Source organism: Secundilactobacillus silagei JCM 19001 (assembly GCF_002217945.1).
Taxonomy (GTDB): domain Bacteria; phylum Bacillota; class Bacilli; order Lactobacillales; family Lactobacillaceae; genus Secundilactobacillus; species Secundilactobacillus silagei.
In genome coordinates, this window is record NZ_BCMG01000007.1 from 19,435 (window position 1) to 39,691 (window position 20,257).

The following is a 20,257-nucleotide window of genomic DNA, read 5'->3' on the forward strand; positions in this document are numbered from 1 at the left end:
AAAATTCAATTTATCATGCTTTTGACTCAAATTTTTATGTTATCCATGATATATTCAGCTTAACGCCCACTTTTAACAACCAGTTTATTTTACAGTTTAAAAGTCACCTAACAGAATGTTGTGTACCGGTTTTGCCTATCTACCATATCTGGTACAGAAATAATAAAGTTACGCCATATCTTGTTGCTTTTTTCAAACAGATGTTCTAGGATTAACATATCGAGAAAAAGGAGACTTAGCCGTGAACAAACAAAAACCGCAACAGTCGCATATTCAGATTACGGTTCGCTTTGTGGAAAAGCAAAATGGGAAAAAAGCGCTCTTTGATGCGCGCAAGATTCTCCGCAGCTTGAACCACTTGACACATGATGACCGCCTCATCCGCCGTATCAACGCGCTAGTGCTTGCTCAAATTGCCGGCTACTCTCAAATTGATACCGCAACGATTCGTCAGTTGATCATTTCAACGCTGAATCTGCTGGATCATCCCGAACTGGCCAAGCGTTATGATGAATACCGCCCGTCCGCTACTAAGCAGGACCAGTTTAAGCAACTATCCTTCTTTAATCTTTAAATCTAACATTTAAATCGACTCAGCCTGATTATCAGAGCATTCATTACTGATAATCAGGCTGATTTTTTCGTCGTTTTATACTGGTAAGGATTTCAACTGACTTCTTAACTGAAGATAACAAGCAAATAAACTATTTGTTCGATACTTCTATATAGTCTAATCGTGTTCCCAAACTCAGATTCCGGCCATTTAACCCCAAACAAGCCTATTTCGACAAAGTTCGCCGAAATAGGCTTGTTTGGGGTTAAATTCTGGAATCTACCGAGTTTGGTCACACACTACAAAAAACAGCATTCCATTTGGAAATGCTGTTACCGGTTTTATATGAAATTATGAACTCAACTGTGATTCTAGATCCCGCAATTCAGCCACACGAACTTCACGTGGTAAGAACCGGCGAATCTCTTCTTCGTTGTAACCAACTTCCAAACGCTTGTCATCAAAGATGATTGGCCGCTTGATCAAGTCAGGATACTTAACAACTAAATCAACTAATTGACTGACTGCTAAGTCATCTAAATTGATGTGCAATTGTTTAAATACGTTGGAACGCGTTGAAATAATGTCCTCACTGCCGTTCTCGGTTAAGCGTAAAATCTGCTTAACTTCATCGGCATTAAGTGGATTAGACTTAATGTTGCGTTCCTTAAACGGAATGTGATGATCTTCTAACCATGCACGAGCCTTACGACTTGATGCGCTGCTCGGTGCAACATATAAATTAATCATATTAAGCACTTCCTTCATTTCGCTTTCTCCTAGCGACTAACAAAAACTAAATCAAAAGCAAAGGTACATCTTAATCCATTCATTACTAAGTCCCCAACACTTCATCATGAACAGTTTTATAATACCATCAATTTTAGCAAAGTTCAAGACAATTTTTATATTTTTTGATTGTGAAAAGATAAATATAGTAATCGCATAATTTTATTGAAAATGTTATAACCACGGGTGTTATAACAATATAGACTTTTTACGGTTTATAAAATAATTTTGTTTAATTGTGAATCCGTTATAACGTCCCTAAACGCTTGATTTACCTAGGTTTACTTACTCTTTGGAAGTTAAATCTCGCATTTATTATTTCTATTTATCACGCGTCAAAATTATTATTAACCCTTAAGTTATGAGATTATAGTAATCAATCAAAACACGCGTTACAATTTAGTCAATAAATAATGGGGAAGTGGGTTCGTTGACATCGTTCTTTACAATTTTACTGTTAGTTGTTGCTGCTATTGCTGCCAACATCATCTTTGCAATCTATCCAAAAATTCCGTTGGCTTTTTACGAAATCATTGCTGGGGTACTGCTGTCGCTGGTGCCGCTCTTCAATGACTTTCACCTGGAGCCAGAGGTTTTTATGCTGGTCATTATTGCACCATTGATGTTCAACGACGGTCAAAATACGGACACCCATGGCTTACGAAAAAACATTAAATCCACGTTATCGCTCGCCATCGTTCTCGCACTCGCCACGATTATTGTCGGCGGTCTATTGACGCACACCTTTTGGCAAGCCCTGCCATTATCGCTGTGCTTTGCATTAGCTGCCATCGTGACGCCAACCGACGCTGTGGCGGTTTCTTCCATTACTTCCGGTATCGAAATGCCTGAAAACGTCATGGGCGCGCTGGAAAATGAATCTCTGTTCAATGATGCATCCGGTATCGTTGCCATGGATCTGGCGCTAACCGCCTTTACTACTGGTGAATTTTCGTTATCTAAAGGGTTTGAACACTTCTGCGTGGTTTTCTTTGGCGGGATAGCAGTTGGCCTCATTTTAGGCTGGCTGATCGTCATGATCCGGGTGCTGTTTCAACGTAAGACACTGGATACGATTGCGGTGATTCTCCCCTTTAGTCTGCTAACGCCCTTTATTGTGTACATGACTGCTGAACACTTTGGCTTTTCAGGGATCTTAGCCGTTGTCGCTGCCGGTATCGTTCACGGGATTCAAGGAAAACAGCTGCGGTTAACTTCTACTCAAACGCAGGTCGTTACCAAAACGACCTGGGAAACGGTCACCAACCTGCTTAACGGCTTCGTTTTCGTATTATTAGGGGCTTCCATTCCAAGCGTCTGGAATGACCTTTCCACTGATGAAGTTCACAATCTGCCAACACTGCTACTAACAGCTTTCGGATTATTCCTATTAATGGCGCTCATGCGTTTTCTCTGGTGCATGTTCAACCTGGTTTCGTTATCATCGCAGGAAACGCGCATTAAAGACAGTGTCATCATGGCACTTAGCGGTGTTCACGGAACCATTACGTTATCAATGGCTTTCTCACTGCCTTTAGTGGTCGCTGGAAAAGCCTTTCCCTTCCGAACCGCGATCATTTTAATTGCCGGGATCATCATCTTGCTCAGCATGATCGTACCCACTTTGGTGCTACCAATTTTACTGCCAAATAAACAAGCGCCCTACTCTGCAGATGAATTCAACGATCAATTAGTTAAAATGGTGAATTACGCTATTGATCAGCTGCGTAATGTGAACGATAAATCCGGCGCCTTGCCTGGTGTTATCGAAGTTCTCAACAGTCAGAAAAATCAATACCGTAAGAATGCTGATTCCAAACTCGTGCATCAACTGCTGGTGCAGACTGAAGATGTGGAACACGCCACCGTTGCAGATATGATCGACAAAGGTGAGGTCAAACCGCAAATTGGCTGGCAGTATAATCGGGCCATCATGTTTCAGTCCCAGTTTGCCTTCCTCAGTCCATTTGGAACCATCAAAATGTGGGTCAAAATGATTGGTTTTCGGCTGTTTCCTAAAGCAGCCCGGAAACACTATCAGAAAACCATGAAGGTATCGCAAGAAACCAAGGCCAAATGGTTAAAGGAACATGGTGAAACTAAGCAATATAACGAGTATCAAAAACGCTTTCTTGACAGGAATGCTGACGATATCACACCAGCAGAGAAACAAAAGCGAAAAGAGCAGCTTGCTCAGCTGAATGACACCGACAATGAAACAACAGCTAAGCCAAAGTTACTCCCTGCTGTGAAACAAAAAAACGACCAGCACCCAGAAATAATAGATAAGTCGTCCTCAAACCAGGTTGCAAAACAGCATCAACATGATGTCGCGCGTCGGTCTCGAGGACACCGTAACGTAAGCAAAAAGGATCAAGCAGCCTTTGGTAACCTTAGTAAAACTGGTTACGACCGGGTTATCGGCTATCTTGATTCAGTTGAAACTGACGATAACCGTCAGGAAGTTGACGTGCTGCGGCATTACTACACTGTCCGCCAGTCTAAAATCAGTCACCGCGATGATGCCGCCAGTGAAGCTGAAAACGAGCTGTTCTTGATGGCTTTTCAATTTGAGTACAGTTACGTCCAAAGTGTCAGCCAGCATGAGAAATTATCAAGTGAACTGGTGGATGAGCTGCACAAAAAAATCTCAATGGATCAAACCGTTTATATGCAAAATGGTAACTAGTAAAATGGGCAACCCAACGGAATACGGTAATAGTAACAGAATTGTTATCCTATCTTCACACTTTCTTCACATTTAAGTTCTATATTACGAATAACCTAATATTTAAAGATATTAAGTAAGCTTTTTCATTTTACTCCTCCAAAGTAAAATACTATTTTCGTGAACCCCATCACGGAAATACCTACTCCTATGTTGAGATCTACCCTCCCCCGGGTGGATCTTTTTTTGTAGGATGTGAAAACAGACGCTTAGAGACTGGAGCCTAGTGGGACTAAGGTAGAAATCCTGGGTTTGGATTTATACCTTAGTCCCACTAGGTGCAAGTCTCTGTCTGTTTGAACTCAACTAGCCACGGCAACCTAACCCAACTCAAAACCAAACATTCACCCTTCCACAGTCCAGTTAACCCACATAAAATCCCCTAACTGTTAGCCACCAGGTTGCTATCCCGTCAGAAAAAAACTATAATTTTCTATAAATATAACCGCATTGGAGGAAACGACATGCTCACACTTACGATTCTTTCAACCAGCGATACGCACGGCTTTATTTTTCCAACCAATTATGTCAAACCCAGAGCGCACATGCCCTTTGGACTCATTCGAGCTGCAACCGTACTGGCGCAGGAACAAAAGTCAGCACCGGGTCCGGTAATCACCATTGATGATGGTGATTTTTTGGCTGGTTCACCACTAGCCTACTATGTCGCTCAGGTACAATCGCATTCAGACCCGCAACCACTGGCCAGAATTTATAATCAAATTCACTATGACGCTGAAATTCTAGGCAACCACGAATTCGACTATGGCACTGACTACTTGGAACGGGCACTGAATGCCAGTGATCGACCGGTTGTGAATGCCAACGTTTTGGATGGCGCTGGCCGGCCGCTATTTGGTCAGCAGTATCGGATCATCGAAAAAGCTGGCGTCAAGATTGCCATTGTTGGGCTCACGACCAGTGCCGTGCTGCAATGGAAAAACCACGATAACGTGAGCGACGAGGTTCATTTTCGCACTGCGGTTTCAATTGCTAAGGAATTAGTCCCTTGGTTAAAGAAGATCGCAGACGTTGTCATCGTTTGTTATCACGGTGGTTTTGAACGCAATTTAAAGACGGGCAAGATCATCGAATCATTGAGCAACGGCGAAAATGAAGCCTATCAATTACTCTCTGAAGTCAAGGGGATCGATGCCCTCATTACTGGCCATCAGCACCGTAAAATCGCCACCACCGTCTTTGACGTCCCGGTGACCATGCCCGGCTATCGTGGTGAAGCGGTTGGTAAAATCGTACTCAACTTAGAGCCCTCAGACGAAGGCGGGTACGTGGTTGCTGATCACTCTGCTCACCTGATTGAAACTAAAAACGCTGAGTTCGATAAAAAGATCGCCATTCATAGTCATCAACTGGATAAAAAGGTGGATCACTGGCTGGCCGAACCCCTGGCCCATATCGATGGTGACCTCACCTTCAAAAGCGCTCAGAAAGCCAGAATGAAAGAAACAACGTATATCGAATTTATTCAACACGTTCAGATGACCACCATGGGCGCCGACATTTCCGCCACTTCACTCTTTAATAATGAGGGTCACGGTTTTGAAAACCCGATCACCATGCGCAACATCATGACTAACTACGTCTATCCGGACGGCCTCGCCCTAGAATTAATCACTGGCGAGGAACTCAAAGCGGCACTGGAAAAAGCCGCAACTTATTTTACACTTAATCTTGACCATCAAATCGTCGTTAATCCGGCCTTCTATTCACCGAAACTTCGCCATTATAATTATGATATGTATGAAGGTATCAATTACCGGATCAACGTCGCTAAACCAGTTGGCCACCGCATTGATAAACTGCTCTATCAGGGACAGCCTGTTACCGATGACCAGACTTTCAAGATTGCATTGAACCGCTACCGCGCGGGTGGTGGCGGCCACTACAACATGTTCCACGCCGATAAAATTATTGCCGAAAATAAAACCCCAATGAGTCAGCTGATCGCGGATTATCTCAGAGCTCATGCCGTTATTAAAGCAACCGTCGATAACAACTTTGAAGTTGTGAATGAACCTGAATAGTCGCTATTTTTAAAATTATCTTTTTTATAAAACCGGTCACAGCATTTGCTGTTGACCGGCTTTTTAGTCTGCTTCAAAGTGCGTCATTTCTTGAAGCTTGACATTAAAACTAAACTAGATTATGTTTCAATTCATTAATATCCCTTATACTATAATTTCTTTAATTTAAAAATGATAATTCCTTTACAAATTCTACTAATTAAAAAGGGAACTGTGCTTTAAGCCTCCGAAAAAGCTGACTGGCAAAATCTTTTGATTTTTTGCCAGTCAGCTGTTTAATATCTCGAATTGTTAAATTAAAAACAAAAGAAGAGTATTGAGCGTACCCAATACTCTAAAAAATTAACAATATCCACACTTAACTCTAAATCAACAACGTTTTCTAAAACCGCTAGTGACTAATTTTTAAACGAACTATATGATACACGTTTAAAATTTTCCTATCAACTTAACGATTTAATTATTTTGCGTCTGTTGTCAATCAAGCATCCCCAATTAATTAGCACCTACATTTAAAATTAAATAACACATGGACAGATTTGCCCATGTGTTATTTACCAACTAAGATTCAGCTAAAAATACTATTGCTCTTCTGCTGCTGCAATTGATTTTGTTGATTTATCAGCAGCCTTTTTATCAGCAGTCTTTGCGGCTTTTCCACGCCAATATGATGACAGGATTGACCCAGAAATATTGTGCCAGATACTAAAAATAGTCGATGGAATAGCGGCTGCCGGAGAAAAGTATTTCATCGCCAACGTTGCGCCTAAACTTGAATCTTGCATTCCTACTTCAAACGTAATTGCTTTTCGTTGTGGATCTTTCAAGCGAATCAATTTAGAAAATAGGAAGCCCAATCCATAGCCAGATAAGTTATGCAACATCACTACAGGAATAACCATAGCAGTTGCAGCCGTAAACAATCCTGCGTGATTGGCTGACACAACTGCACCAATAATCAGTAAGATAGCGGTTTGAGATACCAATGGCAATACTCGCGTAATGACGTCAATTTTTTTACCAAAAATTGAATGAATCACAACTCCTAAAATGATTGGGACTAAAACGATCTGGATAGTACTCAAAAACAGTGATTGAGTCGGAATAGTAACGTACCGTCCCGCATAAAGTAATAATAATCCGGGTAATGCAATGGGAGCTAACAATGTTGATAACGTTTCAATTGAAACATCCAGTGCGACATCTCCACCAGCAAGATAAGCCATCACGCTTGAAGACGTACCACTTGGGCAAGAGCCAACCAGAATAACTCCCGCAGCAGTTGCACCATTCAAATGAAAAATCAAGCACAAAACCCACGCTACTAAAGGCATGATCACGTAATGCGCAACCGTTCCTAAAATCACTGGTATCGGTTTTTTAACAATGTGAGCAAAATCCTCACCTTTTAATGTGAGACCCATTCCAAATAAGATAATTCCTAATAAATATGATGTATTAGGAATCACCCAAGTACTGATTTGCGGTAATAAATAATTCACTACCGCCCAAATAACCACCAACAACGTAAACCAGTGGCCTACCCACTTGCCGAAAGTTTCAATTTTATTCATAAGCAAATTCCTCGCTTTTTATGTATTACGAAGCAGATTTCCCGCTTCGCCTATTAACTAAAACTATAAATAATTATTGATGATAACCTAAAGCAACGCGCGCAAAACGACTCATTCTAGCAGGTGACCAAGCGGGTTCCCATACTAAATCAATGGCAACGTCGTTTACTTCGGGTAAACGTTTAAGTGACGTTTCAATCATCTGCGTTAACACTTGGGTGATTGGACAGCCCATGGTGGTTAAAGTCATCGTGACCGTTGCAACACCATCCGTTAGACTAAGTCCGTATACTAACCCTAGATTGATCAAATCAATTCGCAGTTCTGGATCAATCACTGTTTCCAGTTCTTTAATCATGCGGTCTTGCAGATCGGAAACGGGATCAGTTTTAGCCAGCGTTTTTTCAGTCATGAATAACACCGCCCTTCTATTTTTAATTCTTTGATTTTACTTCATCATCCGTCGATTGAACCGTCTGAGTTGGTGTTTCTTTACCAAATAATTCATCAGCCCCGAGCATAACACCTCCTGTATTAGCAGAGGTCACTAAGGCTTGGTAACGGGCCAAATACCCGAAGCGCACTTTTGGTTTAAATGGTTTCAAAGATTTTCGTCGCTCTGCAAATTCAGCTTGAGAAACAGCTGCATCTAATGTCCGATTTATCAAATCAATGGTAATCTGATCGCCATTTTGAATTAAAGCAATTTCACCACCTGAGGCGGCCTCAGGAGAAATGTGACCAGCACAGATACCGTGTGTTGCACCGGAGAACCGGCCATCTGTAATCAAAGCAACAGTCTTTCCTAATCCACGACCAATAATATCTGAGGTCGGATTCAGCATTTCCGGCATACCTGGCCCGCCTTTAGGTCCTTCATAACGAATCACAACAACATCACCGGCTTTAACCTTCCCGCTATCGATACCTTCGACTGCATCGTCATGAGAATCAAAACAAACCGCTTTACCAACAAATTTATGAATGTCAGGATCAACACCAGCCACCTTAATGACGGCACCATCCTTAGCGATATTACCGTAAAGTACTGATAGACCGCCCTCTTCTGAATAAGGATTATCTAACGGCCGGATGATTTCTGGATTTAGTGTATGGGCTCCCTTAACGTTCTCACGAATCGTTTTACCCGTTACTGTCATCCGATCTGGATGGAAAACACCCTTTTCAATTAATTCGTTCATAATAGCCGGAATACCCCCAGCTGCATGTACATCTTCCATATTCCACGAAGATGATGGCGCAATTTTAGCTAAATGCGGTGTCCGTTTGGCTATAACGTTAATGTCTTTTTCACTATAATCAATGCCAGCCTCATGGGCAATTGCAAGGCCATGCAACACAGTGTTAGTGGAACCTCCCATTGCCATATCAAGGGCAAACGCATCATCCAAAGCATCCTTAGTAATAATATCGCGTGGTCTCAGATTAGCTTTAACATTTGCCATAACTCGACGTGCTGCTTGCCGAACTAAATCTCGACGTTGATCTGAAATAGCTAATGCTGTTCCGTTATATGGTAGAGCAACCCCAAGAGCTTCCATTAGTGAATTCATGGAGTTAGCTGTATACATACCTGCACAAGAACCACACGTTGGACAGGCGTTACGTTCAAGTTCCATAAAGTCTTCTTTGGTCATCTTGCCATCTTTAAACGCCCCAACCGCTTCAAAAACTGAAGACAGATTTGCTGCTTTACCATTTGGATCAACTCCGGCTTTCATTGGACCACCAGAAACAAAGGTGCATGGTACGTTGGTTCGTAGTGATGCCATCAACATCCCTGGTGTAATCTTGTCACAATTAGGCATATAGAGCACACCATCAAACCAATGAGCATTAATGACAGTCTCCGCTGAATCCGCAATAATCTCCCGGCTTGGCAAAGAATATCGCATCCCAATATGACCCATAGCAATACCATCGTCAACGCCAATTGTATTAAATTCAAACGGAATCCCGCCGGCTTTACGAATCTCCTTTTTAGCAATATCTGCTAGTTCTCTTAAGTGCACATGTCCTGGAATAATTTCTATGTATGAATTACAAATTGCAATAAATGGCTTTTTCATATCTTCTGGGTTTTTAACTCTCCCAGTTGCATATAATAAACTGCGACCCGGCGCACGATCAATTCCAACCTTAATTTCATCGCTTCGCTTCTGCATATCATCGCCACTAACGCTAAAATTTAGCGTATCACTCATATATCCTACCTCCGTTAACTGAATTACCCGTTTGCAAATAAAAAGTTGCGAATCAAATTATTAAAATTTTATCATTCTGCATTACTTATTTAAGAGCCTCACCTTCAAAAAAAGTCGTGTCATCTAAAATATCCTTGTTGTTTCAGACTTCTTTGCAGCTAATATCACTTTCTTTCAAACATTCATTTCACGATCACTTAAATTACCAGTTTGTAATGGTTATTACATTAACATACGAATTTTAAAAGTCAATAGATAGCCTCATCAGTTTTTAATAAATAAAATTTTAATAATTAAATTTACTACTTAATAAAAAACGATAATTTCTTTTATAAATGCTGTTAATAAAGCAATAATCTAAAATGAATATTAAATAAAGACACAATTCAACCAGTAAAAATTACACATTTTTTAATTTTTTACTGTATTCTCATTTTATTTTAATATTTCATTCTTAAATATTTCACTTTACTCATTTCATAAGCAATTGATCAAAAACATGCTGGATCGAGCTACTAAACCGTAATCACAGTTTATTTTAAATGGAAATAATATTAGTTTTTTTAGTGTGCTTTAAGTCACGCTATCTGATGAAAAATACTACATAGCATTTAATTTTTTAAAACATATCATTTCATTAAAATTAAATTAAGTTACATTCTACCTGTCCATTATATATTTCTAATTTTTCCAAAAATTAATTTTAAATTAGCTGTTAAAGTGACTATTTATAAAGTTATTTTTAAATAAAAATTAGTTGATATTCTAAAATTAAATACTAAATATTTTTTAAAACGCTAATTTACCAGTGTATTTTCTCGTTAATCGTTGATGTGTAAACAACTAGAGCCATTTTAAAGAATGCGATTATTTTCATAAAATACATATTTATTTAAAAATGAATTGTATTCTATTTTAAATTAGAATACCATGAGATTTAAATCATTAAACTGATTTCACTTTAAACAAAGCAGGTGATGGCATGCTTGATTCCAAGCATAAAAATGGATTAATGTATGACCCTCGATATGAACATGCCGCTTGTGGAATGGGCTTTATCACCCAAGTTGATGGCCGGCCAAGCCACCAATTGGTTGAAAAGGCGCTTACCATGCTGCAGCGGATGAACCATCGTGGCGGAACGGGTGCTGAACCTGATACCGGTGACGGCGCTGGAATTTTAATGGCAATGCCCGACGCTTTTTTCCGTCACCTAATGGCTAAGGTTGACCTGACCTTACCCGCTGCTGGTGACTATGCAGTGGCGCAGCTATTCTTACCGCATGACGAACAAAAACGCGACGCTATGCTAAAAGCCGTAACTGATCAGATCAGCCACGCCGGATTCCCAATTCTGTGGACCCGTTACGTCCCGTTCGTTTATGAAAGCTGCGGTCCTGCTGCCCAAAAATCAATGCCGGGCTTCGCGCAAGTGATCCTCCAGCGACCAGCAGACGTTGCCAGCGGACGTGATTTTGAAGACCATCTGTACGCCCTGCGTCGCCATCTTGAAAAGAATTTTGAACGGCCAGAACTATCGATCTGTTCGCTTTCCAGCCAGACTCTGGTTTATAAAGGTATGTTACATGCCTACCAAGTCGGCTTATTTTATCCTGACCTGCACGCTTCTGATATGGCCAGTGCGATTTGTCTTATCCATTCCCGTTTTTCAACGAATACTTTTCCCAGTTGGGATCGGGCACAGCCCTTCCGCTTTTTGGCCCATAACGGCGAGATCAACACGTTAAAGGGCGCTGAAAACTGGATGACCAGTCACGGCATTGAAATCTACGATGACGATGATTCCGATTCCGCCAAGTTAGAGAACTGTATGGAATACCTGTATCGCCACGGCCGCTCCATTCCCCAGTCGCTGATGATGATGATCCCTGAAGCTTGGGGAGCCGGTACCCAAATGTCACCGGAAGAACGCGCTTTTGATGAATATAACGCGACCTTTATGGCCCCTTGGGACGGACCAGCTGCCCTGTGCTTTACTGATGGCATTCAAGTCGGTGCCTTCCTAGACCGTAACGGCTTACGGCCATCGCGCTACACCCTCACCAAGGACAACGAATTGATCGTAGCTTCCGAATCTGGGGTGGTGGACGTTGCGCCAACTGCCATTAAAGAAAAGGGCATCCTCTCACCAGCAGAAATGTTGGTGGCGGATACCAGCACGGGTAAAATCTATAAATCAGAAACGCTCAAGCATCGCTATGCAACGGCTCATCCGTACGCCCAGTGGCTGGCAGCTAACCGGTTGCCTTTGAAGACTCTTCCAGAGGTTAAGGCCGCACCAACCGCGTTTGATGAAACCTTAAAACAGTTATGGCAACGCAATGGCTACACCCATGAAGTGATTGAAACCGACTTGATCCCCATGGCTAAAAATGGTCATGAGCCAGTCGTTGCCATGGGCTTTGATTCACCGTTAGCCGTTCTTAGCCACCACAGTGAATCGCTGTTTACCTACTTCAAACAGGCCTTTGCGCAGGTCACTAACCCACCGATCGATCCGTTACGCGAAAAAATTGTCATCAGTACCACCCTTTTCTTAGGACGGGACAGTGACGTGACGCAAGACATCGCGGCTAACTGCCAAAAATTACGATTAGACGGTCCTATTTTAACCGATCAAGATTACACCAAAATTATTAATTTAGACCTGCCGACCCTGCAAGTCACAACGCTTCAGCTCGATTACCCGCTCACCAATCATCCTAATCGATTGGCCCATGCGTTGGATAATTTATTCAAGCAAGCTGAAAACGCCATTGATCAGGGCACGACGATCATTATTTTATCCGATGAGCATGCCCGGGAAGGCCGGTTGACCATTCCCGTTTTGTTAGCAGTGGCTGGGTTACACAACTATTTGGTCAGCCAAGGAAAAGATACCGCCGCTTCCATCGTGGTCAACACCGCCGAAGCGTGCGAGATTCATCATTTTGCCTGCCTGCTGGGTTATGGTGCCGCCGCCATTCATCCGTACGGCGCGTTTGCGACCTTACGCCAACGCGGCTTAGCGCAATGTCTGGATAACTACTGTGAAGCCGCCGTCAATGGCATCATCAAAATCATGAGCCGGATGGGGATTTCAACCATTGCCGGCTACCAAGGTGCGCAGTTATTTGAAGCCGTTGGGTTAGCCAATTCCGTTGTGGATCAGTACTTCACGGGAACGCCTTCGCGGATCGGCGGCTTGGATCTAGATCAGATCGAAGCGGAATACTACCGCAACTATCAACTGACTTATAGCCGGCACGCCGTAGATGACCTCCCCTCTGGTGGCAGCTTTCAATTCAAATCAGACGGTGAACATCATCTATACGCGCCCACAACGATCTATCAATTTCAAAAAGCGGTCCGCTCTGGCAACTATCAGCAATATCAGCAATACGCTGCCAAAATGAATCAGGACTCGCTGGAAAATCCGGTGACGCTCCGGTCCATGTGGCAAATTGATACCACTAAGCAGCCTGCCGTTCCCATTAACGAAGTCGAACCGGTCAGCTCAATTGTGAAGCGGTTCAAATCAGGGGCAATGAGCTTTGGTGCCCTTTCACAAGAGGCTCACGAAACCATCGCGATCGCCATGAACAGCATCGGTGCCCGGAGTAACTCCGGTGAAGGCGGCGAGGATCGCCGGCGTTTCAAAGTCGGTAAAGACGGTTTAAACCGCAATAGCCGCATCAAACAGGTTTCTACCGCCCGGTTCGGTGTGAATACGGAATACCTAATGAGTGCCGATGAACTGCAAATTAAAATGGCACAGGGGGCTAAACCCGGTGAAGGCGGTCAACTACCCGCCAGCAAAGCCTATCCCTGGGTCGCTAGTATCCGTGGTTCCATTGCCGGCGTGCAGTTGATCTCACCGCCGCCCCATCACGATATTTATTCCATTGAAGATCTGGCTCAGCTGATCTACGACCTCAAACAGGTCAATCCCTACGCTAAGATCAACGTCAAGCTGGTCTCTTCAACTGGTGTGGGTACGATTGCTGCCGGGGTGGTTAAAGCCGGCGCGAATACCGTTGTGATCTCGGGTTACGACGGCGGTACCGGTGCGGCGCCGAGAAACTCGACTCGTGACTGCGGGTTACCGTGGGAAATGGGTTTGGCGGACGCGCACCAGACACTGGCACTCAATAAACTGCGTCAACGAACGACCCTCGAAGTCGATGGTAAGCTGATGACTGGCAGAGATATCGCTATTGCCATTATGTTAGGTGCCGAAGAATTTAGCTTTGCTACCTTGACCATGGTTTCTATTGGCTGCTTGATGATGCGCAAGTGTAACTTAAACACGTGTCCTGTCGGGATCGCGACCCAAAACCCAGACCTGCGAAAACTCTACGCTGGCAAGCCGGAATACGTCATCAACATGATGCATTTTCTAGCCCAAGACCTGCGTGAGCAAATGGCAACGCTGGGCTATCGAACCGTTGATGAAATGGTCGGCCATGGCGAACACCTGACACCCCGTTACGTGCCATCCGGCAAAGCCAAGACGTTAAATTATGACCGCATCATCAACAAAACTATCCCAATTAAACGAAAGGCAACAGCACCATTTAAATCGAAGTACCAGTGGCCTGATCTGGATCACGTCATGGCTGCCAGTCTGCAGCAGCACCACGACGACACCACCGTTCAGTTACCCATCAACAATACGGATCGTGCGGTTGGCAGTCGTTTAGGCGGCTGGATTGCCACTCACTTTGGCCCCCAGGAATTAAAGCCCGGCAGTATTAAATTCAATTACACGGGTATCGCCGGTCAAAGCTTCGGCGCATTTATCACCCAAGGTCTTGAAATCAAGCTTCAAGGCGAAGCTAACGACTACGTAGGCAAGGGATTATCCGGCGGTCGACTGATCGTTGCTGCGACTAAGGGGGCTGAGGACCTCTACGCTCACGCTCCGATCATCGGTAACGTCGCGTGTTTCGGTGCCACTAGCGGTGAAGCCTTCTTTAACGGCCGGGCCGGTGAACGGTTCTGTGTCCGTAATTCGGGCGCTAACGTGGTCGTTGAAGGTATCGGCAACAATGGCTGTGAGTATATGACCGGTGGCGTGGCCGTGATTCTCGGCCGTACTGGTCGGAACTTTGCGGCCGGTATGTCTGGCGGTATCGCTTACGTCTATGATTGGACGCACCAATTTAAGCAAAACTGCAACACTGATCTCGTTGACCTTTACGCCCTGGATGAGACGGGCGACGACCAGATCTTAAAACAGCTGATCGAAAAACATTATGACTTTACCCATTCCTCACAAGCCAAAAAAATTCTTGATCATTGGCAGCAGGAAAAGCAGACCTTTATTAAAGTTTATCCACGTGATTACCATCGAATGCAGGATCTGATCGCCCACTACACCCAACCGGGCGTCTCAAAGGAACAGGCGGTTCAAAAAGCGTTCGATGTTGCGACTAAGAAGAGTTAGGAGACTTGTCTATGGCTGATCCAAGAGGCTTTTTAACCTACGATCGAAAAAACAATCCAATGCGTCCGGTGATGCAGCGGATCAAAGACTTTAACGTCATGGAACTTGACTTAAATGACGGTGAACGCCGTCAGCAGGCAGCCCGCTGTATGAACTGCGGGATTCCCTTTTGTCATCACGGCATTTTCTACGGCGGTGGCCGCGCAGTCAGTGGCTGCCCCAACGATAACCTGATTCCTGAATGGAACGACTTGATCTATAAGAACCGTGATCAGCAAGCATTTGAACGGTTGACCCGTACTAATTACCTGCCTGATATGACTGGCAGAGTCTGCCCAGCGCCGTGTGAAGTAGCCTGTGTTCAGGCTTTGAACGGTTCTGGCATCACCATCCGAAATAACGAAAAATTCATTATCGAACAGGCCTTTAAAAATGGTTGGGTCGTGGATTCCGGCAAGCCGCTGCACCGAACGGGTAAAAAAATTGCCATCGTCGGCAGTGGTCCCGCTGGCCTGTCAGCTGCCTGGCGCTTGAATCAATTGGGCCATTCCGTGACGATTTATGAGCGTGATGACCGTTTCGGTGGCCTATTGATGTACGGCATTCCCAATATGAAACTGCCGAAATCAATCGTGGCGCGTCGGATTCAAGCTTTAAGAGATGTGGGCATTACCCTAGTTGCCAATACGGAAGTTGGTAAAGATATCGACGTTAACGTTCTGCGTCAAAATTTTGACCGCATCATTTTGTGTACCGGCGCTCGGCAAGCGCGTGATTTAAACGTGCCTGGCCGGCAGCTAAAGGGCATCTATCAGGCGGTGGACTACCTTAAGTCAGCCACTAAGTCCGTCATTAAAAACGGGACGCAGGCCACTCAAGAACTGGCTGGTAAACACGTTCTAGTCCTTGGCGGCGGTGATACGGGTAACGACTGCATCGGTACCGTCATTCGTCAAGGCTGCTCCGCCATCACGCAGCTGGAGATCACACCGGCACTGCCAACGAAACGGCAGCCGGATAACCAGTGGCCTGAATGGCCCATGGTTTTAAAAAACGGCTATGGTCAAAAAGAAGCCCGTGCCCTTTACGGTGACATTACCCAGTACACGGCGACAGCGACTGGCTTTTTCGGTCACGATGACCAGGTTTCAGAAGTTGAAGTCAGCCAGGTTGACCACTTCAAGCCAATCGCCGGCAGCCAAGAACGGGTCAAAGCCGATCTGGTTTTACTGGCAATGGGCTTTACCGGCGCTGAAAAAGGGTTGTTTGACGCCTTTGGTATTACCCAAACGACTGACCAGTATACGACCAATGACAGTCAGGTCTTTGTCGCCGGCGATTGTCGGCGTGGCCCCAGCCTTGTAATTTGGGGGATTCACGAAGGCCGGATGTGTGCTGAAAAAGTCGATGCCTCCTTTGAAGTGCTTTCGGCAAAAGCTTAATTAAGATCGATGATGACACAAAAATAACGTGCTTCTTAGTCAATGACTGAGAAGCACGTTATTTTGATTTCCAGCGCTTAGATTACTCTAAGCACGCTTTTTCTTCTTCTTTTTACCTGGTTTATCACCAACGTACTCAACGGCCCGCAGTTCACGAATCGTTGTTACCTTGATCTTGCCTGGATACGTTAAATCATTTTCAATCTGATCCTTCACGTTTTCAGTTAAATCGGCAGTGGCCTTATCGTCCAGGACCTTTGGCTGAACCACGATGCGAATCTCACGACCAGCTTGAATGGCATAACTTTCCTGCACACCCTTATGATCGTTGGCAATCTTTTCCAGACTGTGCAGCCGGTTGATATACTCTTCAACCGATTCGCTTCGGGCACCAGGACGGGCACCTGACACGGCATCCGCGATGGCAACTAACGATGAAATCGGTGACGTCACTTCAACGTCCCCATGGTGAGAAGCAATCGCATTAATGACGATTGGATCTTCACCAAAGGCCTTCGCCAAAGCCACCCCGATCTCAACATGGGTCCCTTCGATCTCGTGGTCGATGGCCTTACCAATATCATGGAGTAGCCCTGCCCGCTTAGCGATTCGAACATCTTCGCCTAACTCAGCAGCCATAACACCAGTTATCTGAGCCACTTCAATGGAGTGATTCAGCACGTTTTGACCATATGAAGTTCGGAACTTCAAACGGCCAATAATTTTCATCAGGTCAGGGTGCATAAAGCCGATCTTCAACATGCTGACCGTTCGTTCACCAGTCTGGCGAAGGTCTTTCAACACATCATTCTGGGCAGTTTGTACCTGTTTTTCAATTGCAGCGGCCGTAATTTTACGGGAAGCCAACAAGCTCTCAATTGCAATACGCGTCGTCTCACGCCGAATCGGATCATGGGTACTGATCAATAACAGGTTCGGCTGATCAGGGTCAAAGACTAAGTCAGTACCAGTCAGTGATTCGAGTAAGCGAATATGCTGACCATCACGGCCAATCAGCTTACTCTTCGTCTCGTTCGTCGGTACCAGCACAGAATGCTCCGCGTGTTCACGGGGCCAGTCCACTGGTCCGCGCTGAATCGATTCGATAATCAGATTACGGGCATCTTTGTCCGCCGATGCCTCAGCGCTTTCCGTTAACTCACGAACCGTCACGTCTTTTTCCTGCTCTAACTTACGGGCAGTATCAAGCCGAATCTGATCCTTCGCTTCGTTGGTCGTTAACTCAGCACGCTTGGCCACCTCATCTTGACGGTCAATGAACAGCTGATGTCCCTGATTCTTCGTCTCGTTGAGATGATCCTTATCAGCATTCAGTTCTGACTGGGTCTTATCGATGGCATCCTGACGCTGGTCCAACCGTTCGGCCATCTGCTTCAAAGTCACCTGACGCTGTTCCGTCCGTTTTTGACGGTTATCAGTCTCTGTTTGCTGATCTGCCAGTTCGGCCTCAGTTGCCTGCCGATCTTGTTGAACCTTTGCTTTTGCTTCAGTGAGATACTTGGTTGCTTGTTTTTCCGCGTCTTTGCGCGCGGACTCCCGAAGTGCCGCTGCTTGTCGGGTTGCTGCATCAACGTCGCGACGGTGCTTTTGGCGCCGGATTATGTATCCTGCCAATAGCCCGATCACGAGAGTAGCAACCACGATGATCGTATTAATCATGTCGGCACTTCCTCAATTTATAGTTTCGATATACGTTTGTTATTATACGCTATTGTGCGCCATTTCTAAAGCAACTGGCAAGGTAAATCGCCAAGAGACCAGCTGCATTTAACCCCAATACCGCCCACAATACTAAATTGGGACTGAGCTGGACGCACACCACTGCTGATAGACTGGCACTCAGGACAAAGGTCAATAACGTCGCCGCGATCCATAGGCACTTCGAGCGCTCACTGCGATCGTGTTCCACCAGCCAGTGATATAGTGCCACCATGATATTCTTGGTATTTCCCGTCATGATGCCGTTATTGACCGTGGTTTCCTTGACTTCACGAAAGCTGGTCAGTTCATACCCGGACAGCCAGCCTAAAATGAAGATCAAAACCAGCTCACTAAACCAATCTTGGCCTAAAGCCGCTACGAACAGCGTCAGCACCACGATGCCCATTAACCACAGGTAGCGCTGCCGCAGATTCCGTTTATGATTCAACCAGCTTAAAGCCGCTTGGGCCACAAAACACCCTAGCGCAAACCCGATCCAAATTGGCAGACAGACCCATGCCTGACTAAAACCGCCACGAGCAAATTTCACCGCAAAAACAATCAAGTTGCCAGTCTGTGCGCTGGCAAACGTCTCATCATGAGCAATATACGTATACGCGTCGATCGCACCCATCGAAAAAGTGGCTAAAAACGTCAGCCAGCTAAAAGTATAACGGTTTGCAGTCATCATATCAGCCTCCTTAGAAAAGGTCTTCGGCTGAATTATAGCATCCGTTAATTAAAATACCGGTCTAGAAATGCTTTGACAACGCTTCGGTACAGTCCCGGTGCATGACTGTACGACTTGGCGTGCTTGGCACCCTTCACTAACACCAGTCGTTTCGGTCCCTTATCCGCTCGATATAGCGGATAAACCATTTTGGTCGGGACAAACGTATCGCTGGTCCCGTGAATAAACAGCATCGGTTTATGGTTCTTCGCAACCTGCTTTAAGGCACTCGCCTGCTTAAAGGTATAGCCGTTGTTCAGGTAATTGATCCCACTAACTACTGGTACCAGCGGATATTCCGGAATATGATACATCGACATCGCCTGGTATTTAATTTCGTCATAAATACTGGTGTAGCCGCAATCTTCAATGTAGGCTTTAACCTGTTTCGGTGTTTTTTCGCCGCTGACCATCATCGTCGTGGCACCGCCCATACTGGTCCCAAACATCACGATCTGCGACTGCGGCCCGTTGCGATGAATGACCTGTCTGATCCATTTTAAGTAATCCAGCCGATCCGGCCAACCATAGCCGATATAAGTTCCCTGGCTTCTGCCAGCACCCCGATCGTCTGGTAACAGTACGTTGTATCCCAGCTCATGGAATAACCCTGCGTATTCTCCCATTTTGCTGCTGCTACCGCCAAAACCGTGCGCGATGACAATGGTTTTATTCGTTTGCTTGCTGGCTGGTACGTAACTGGCCACTAATTTAAGGTTCTTAGTGGCTGAGGTTTCGCGCCACGTGTACTTTTTGGCCGCTTGGTACCACTTCTTTTGATGGTAAAGCGGGTCGCTCTTTTTGATGACCGTACTGTTATTGATAAATGCTTTTCGGCCACGAGCCACCGCCATATTATAGAAGTAACACCCTGCTGCGCCAATGCCAATACAAATTACTACCACGAAGATTGCTAGACCAATCAACCAGTGTTTTAACCGCTTATTCACTTGTTTACACTCCAATTCTTTTTAAAAGTTTACGCGGTATATCATACCAT

Annotated in this window: 12 protein-coding genes; 5 read left to right on the forward strand and 7 right to left on the reverse strand. The window is 44.8% G+C overall.

The window, feature by feature from the left end:
- The first annotated feature begins 241 nt into the window (after positions 1 to 241).
- Positions 242 to 574, forward strand: a complete 333-nt coding sequence (locus CES79_RS07275; protein WP_159459475.1) for an ATP cone domain-containing protein — start codon at positions 242 to 244, stop codon at positions 572 to 574.
- A gap of 330 nt (positions 575 to 904) precedes the next feature.
- Here CES79_RS07275 and spx read toward each other — a convergent pair whose 3' ends face one another.
- Complete coding sequence (spx, locus tag CES79_RS07280; RefSeq protein ID WP_054654587.1) at positions 905 to 1,303, reverse strand: transcriptional regulator Spx; 399 nt, start codon at positions 1,301 to 1,303, stop codon at positions 905 to 907.
- 469 nt (positions 1,304 to 1,772) lie between these two features.
- On the opposite strand from spx, the gene CES79_RS07285 reads away from it, so the two are divergent.
- Together CES79_RS07285 and CES79_RS07290 are read left to right on the forward strand one after the other, a co-directional pair.
- A complete protein-coding gene (locus tag CES79_RS07285; protein ID WP_159459476.1) occupies positions 1,773 to 4,031 on the forward strand; it encodes a cation:proton antiporter in 2,259 nt (752 codons plus the stop codon).
- Positions 4,032 to 4,534: 503 nt separating this feature from the next.
- Positions 4,535 to 6,115, forward strand: coding sequence for a bifunctional metallophosphatase/5'-nucleotidase (locus tag CES79_RS07290; RefSeq protein ID WP_089136764.1), 1,581 nt, complete (start codon positions 4,535 to 4,537; stop codon positions 6,113 to 6,115).
- 581 nt (positions 6,116 to 6,696) lie between these two features.
- On the opposite strand, the gene CES79_RS07295 is transcribed toward CES79_RS07290, so the two are convergent.
- The 3 genes from CES79_RS07295 to ilvD all read right to left on the reverse strand — a co-directional run bounded on the left by CES79_RS07295 (position 6,697) and on the right by ilvD (position 9,914).
- The gene (locus CES79_RS07295; protein ID WP_089136765.1) at positions 6,697 to 7,689 is read right to left on the reverse strand and encodes a bile acid:sodium symporter family protein; all 993 of its coding nucleotides are present in this window, start codon (positions 7,687 to 7,689) and stop codon (positions 6,697 to 6,699) included.
- A gap of 73 nt (positions 7,690 to 7,762) precedes the next feature.
- The gene (locus tag CES79_RS07300) at positions 7,763 to 8,101 is read right to left on the reverse strand and encodes a metal-sulfur cluster assembly factor (RefSeq protein WP_089136766.1); all 339 of its coding nucleotides are present in this window, start codon (positions 8,099 to 8,101) and stop codon (positions 7,763 to 7,765) included.
- A 22-nt stretch (positions 8,102 to 8,123) separates the two neighbouring features.
- Positions 8,124 to 9,914 (reverse strand): dihydroxy-acid dehydratase, encoded by a 1,791-nt coding sequence (gene ilvD / locus CES79_RS07305; protein WP_054654462.1) that lies wholly within the window; start codon positions 9,912 to 9,914, stop codon positions 8,124 to 8,126.
- A 982-nt stretch (positions 9,915 to 10,896) separates the two neighbouring features.
- Between ilvD and gltB the strand changes: the two genes are divergently transcribed.
- Both gltB and CES79_RS07315 read left to right on the forward strand, forming a co-directional pair.
- A complete protein-coding gene (gene gltB, locus CES79_RS07310) occupies positions 10,897 to 15,363 on the forward strand; it encodes a glutamate synthase large subunit (protein WP_089136767.1) in 4,467 nt (1,488 codons plus the stop codon).
- A gap of 11 nt (positions 15,364 to 15,374) precedes the next feature.
- Positions 15,375 to 16,805 carry a glutamate synthase subunit beta gene (locus tag CES79_RS07315; RefSeq protein WP_089136768.1) on the forward strand — a complete coding sequence of 477 codons (1,431 nt, stop codon included), beginning with the start codon at positions 15,375 to 15,377 and terminating at the stop codon, positions 16,803 to 16,805.
- Positions 16,806 to 16,892: 87 nt separating this feature from the next.
- Here CES79_RS07315 and rny read toward each other — a convergent pair whose 3' ends face one another.
- From rny to CES79_RS07330, 3 genes are read right to left on the reverse strand one after another with little or no spacing between them, the layout of a single operon-like run.
- Positions 16,893 to 18,485, reverse strand: coding sequence for a ribonuclease Y (gene rny / locus CES79_RS07320; protein WP_089136769.1), 1,593 nt, complete (start codon positions 18,483 to 18,485; stop codon positions 16,893 to 16,895).
- Positions 18,486 to 18,534: 49 nt separating this feature from the next.
- Positions 18,535 to 19,218 (reverse strand): YoaK family protein, encoded by a 684-nt coding sequence (locus CES79_RS07325; RefSeq protein ID WP_089136770.1) that lies wholly within the window; start codon positions 19,216 to 19,218, stop codon positions 18,535 to 18,537.
- 44 nt (positions 19,219 to 19,262) lie between these two features.
- Entirely contained in the window at positions 19,263 to 20,207 is a 945-nt protein-coding gene (locus CES79_RS07330) for an alpha/beta hydrolase (protein WP_089136771.1), read from the reverse strand.
- Between the last annotated feature and the right edge of the window lie 50 nt (positions 20,208 to 20,257).

Excerpts from the sequence above, each read along its gene's own strand:
- spx (WP_054654587.1), bottom strand. The coding sequence starts at position 1,303 with ATGATTAATTTATATGTTGCACCGAGCAGCGCATCAAGTCGTAAGGCT.
- CES79_RS07290 (WP_089136764.1), top strand. The coding sequence starts at position 4,535 with ATGCTCACACTTACGATTCTTTCAACCAGCGATACGCACGGCTTTATT.
- CES79_RS07295 (WP_089136765.1), bottom strand. The coding sequence starts at position 7,689 with ATGAATAAAATTGAAACTTTCGGCAAGTGGGTAGGCCACTGGTTTACG.
- CES79_RS07300 (WP_089136766.1), bottom strand. The coding sequence starts at position 8,101 with ATGACTGAAAAAACGCTGGCTAAAACTGATCCCGTTTCCGATCTGCAA.
- ilvD (WP_054654462.1), bottom strand. The coding sequence starts at position 9,914 with ATGAGTGATACGCTAAATTTTAGCGTTAGTGGCGATGATATGCAGAAG.
- gltB (WP_089136767.1), top strand. The coding sequence starts at position 10,897 with ATGCTTGATTCCAAGCATAAAAATGGATTAATGTATGACCCTCGATAT.
- CES79_RS07315 (WP_089136768.1), top strand. The coding sequence starts at position 15,375 with ATGGCTGATCCAAGAGGCTTTTTAACCTACGATCGAAAAAACAATCCA.
- rny (WP_089136769.1), bottom strand. The coding sequence starts at position 18,485 with ATGATTAATACGATCATCGTGGTTGCTACTCTCGTGATCGGGCTATTG.
- CES79_RS07325 (WP_089136770.1), bottom strand. The coding sequence starts at position 19,218 with ATGATGACTGCAAACCGTTATACTTTTAGCTGGCTGACGTTTTTAGCC.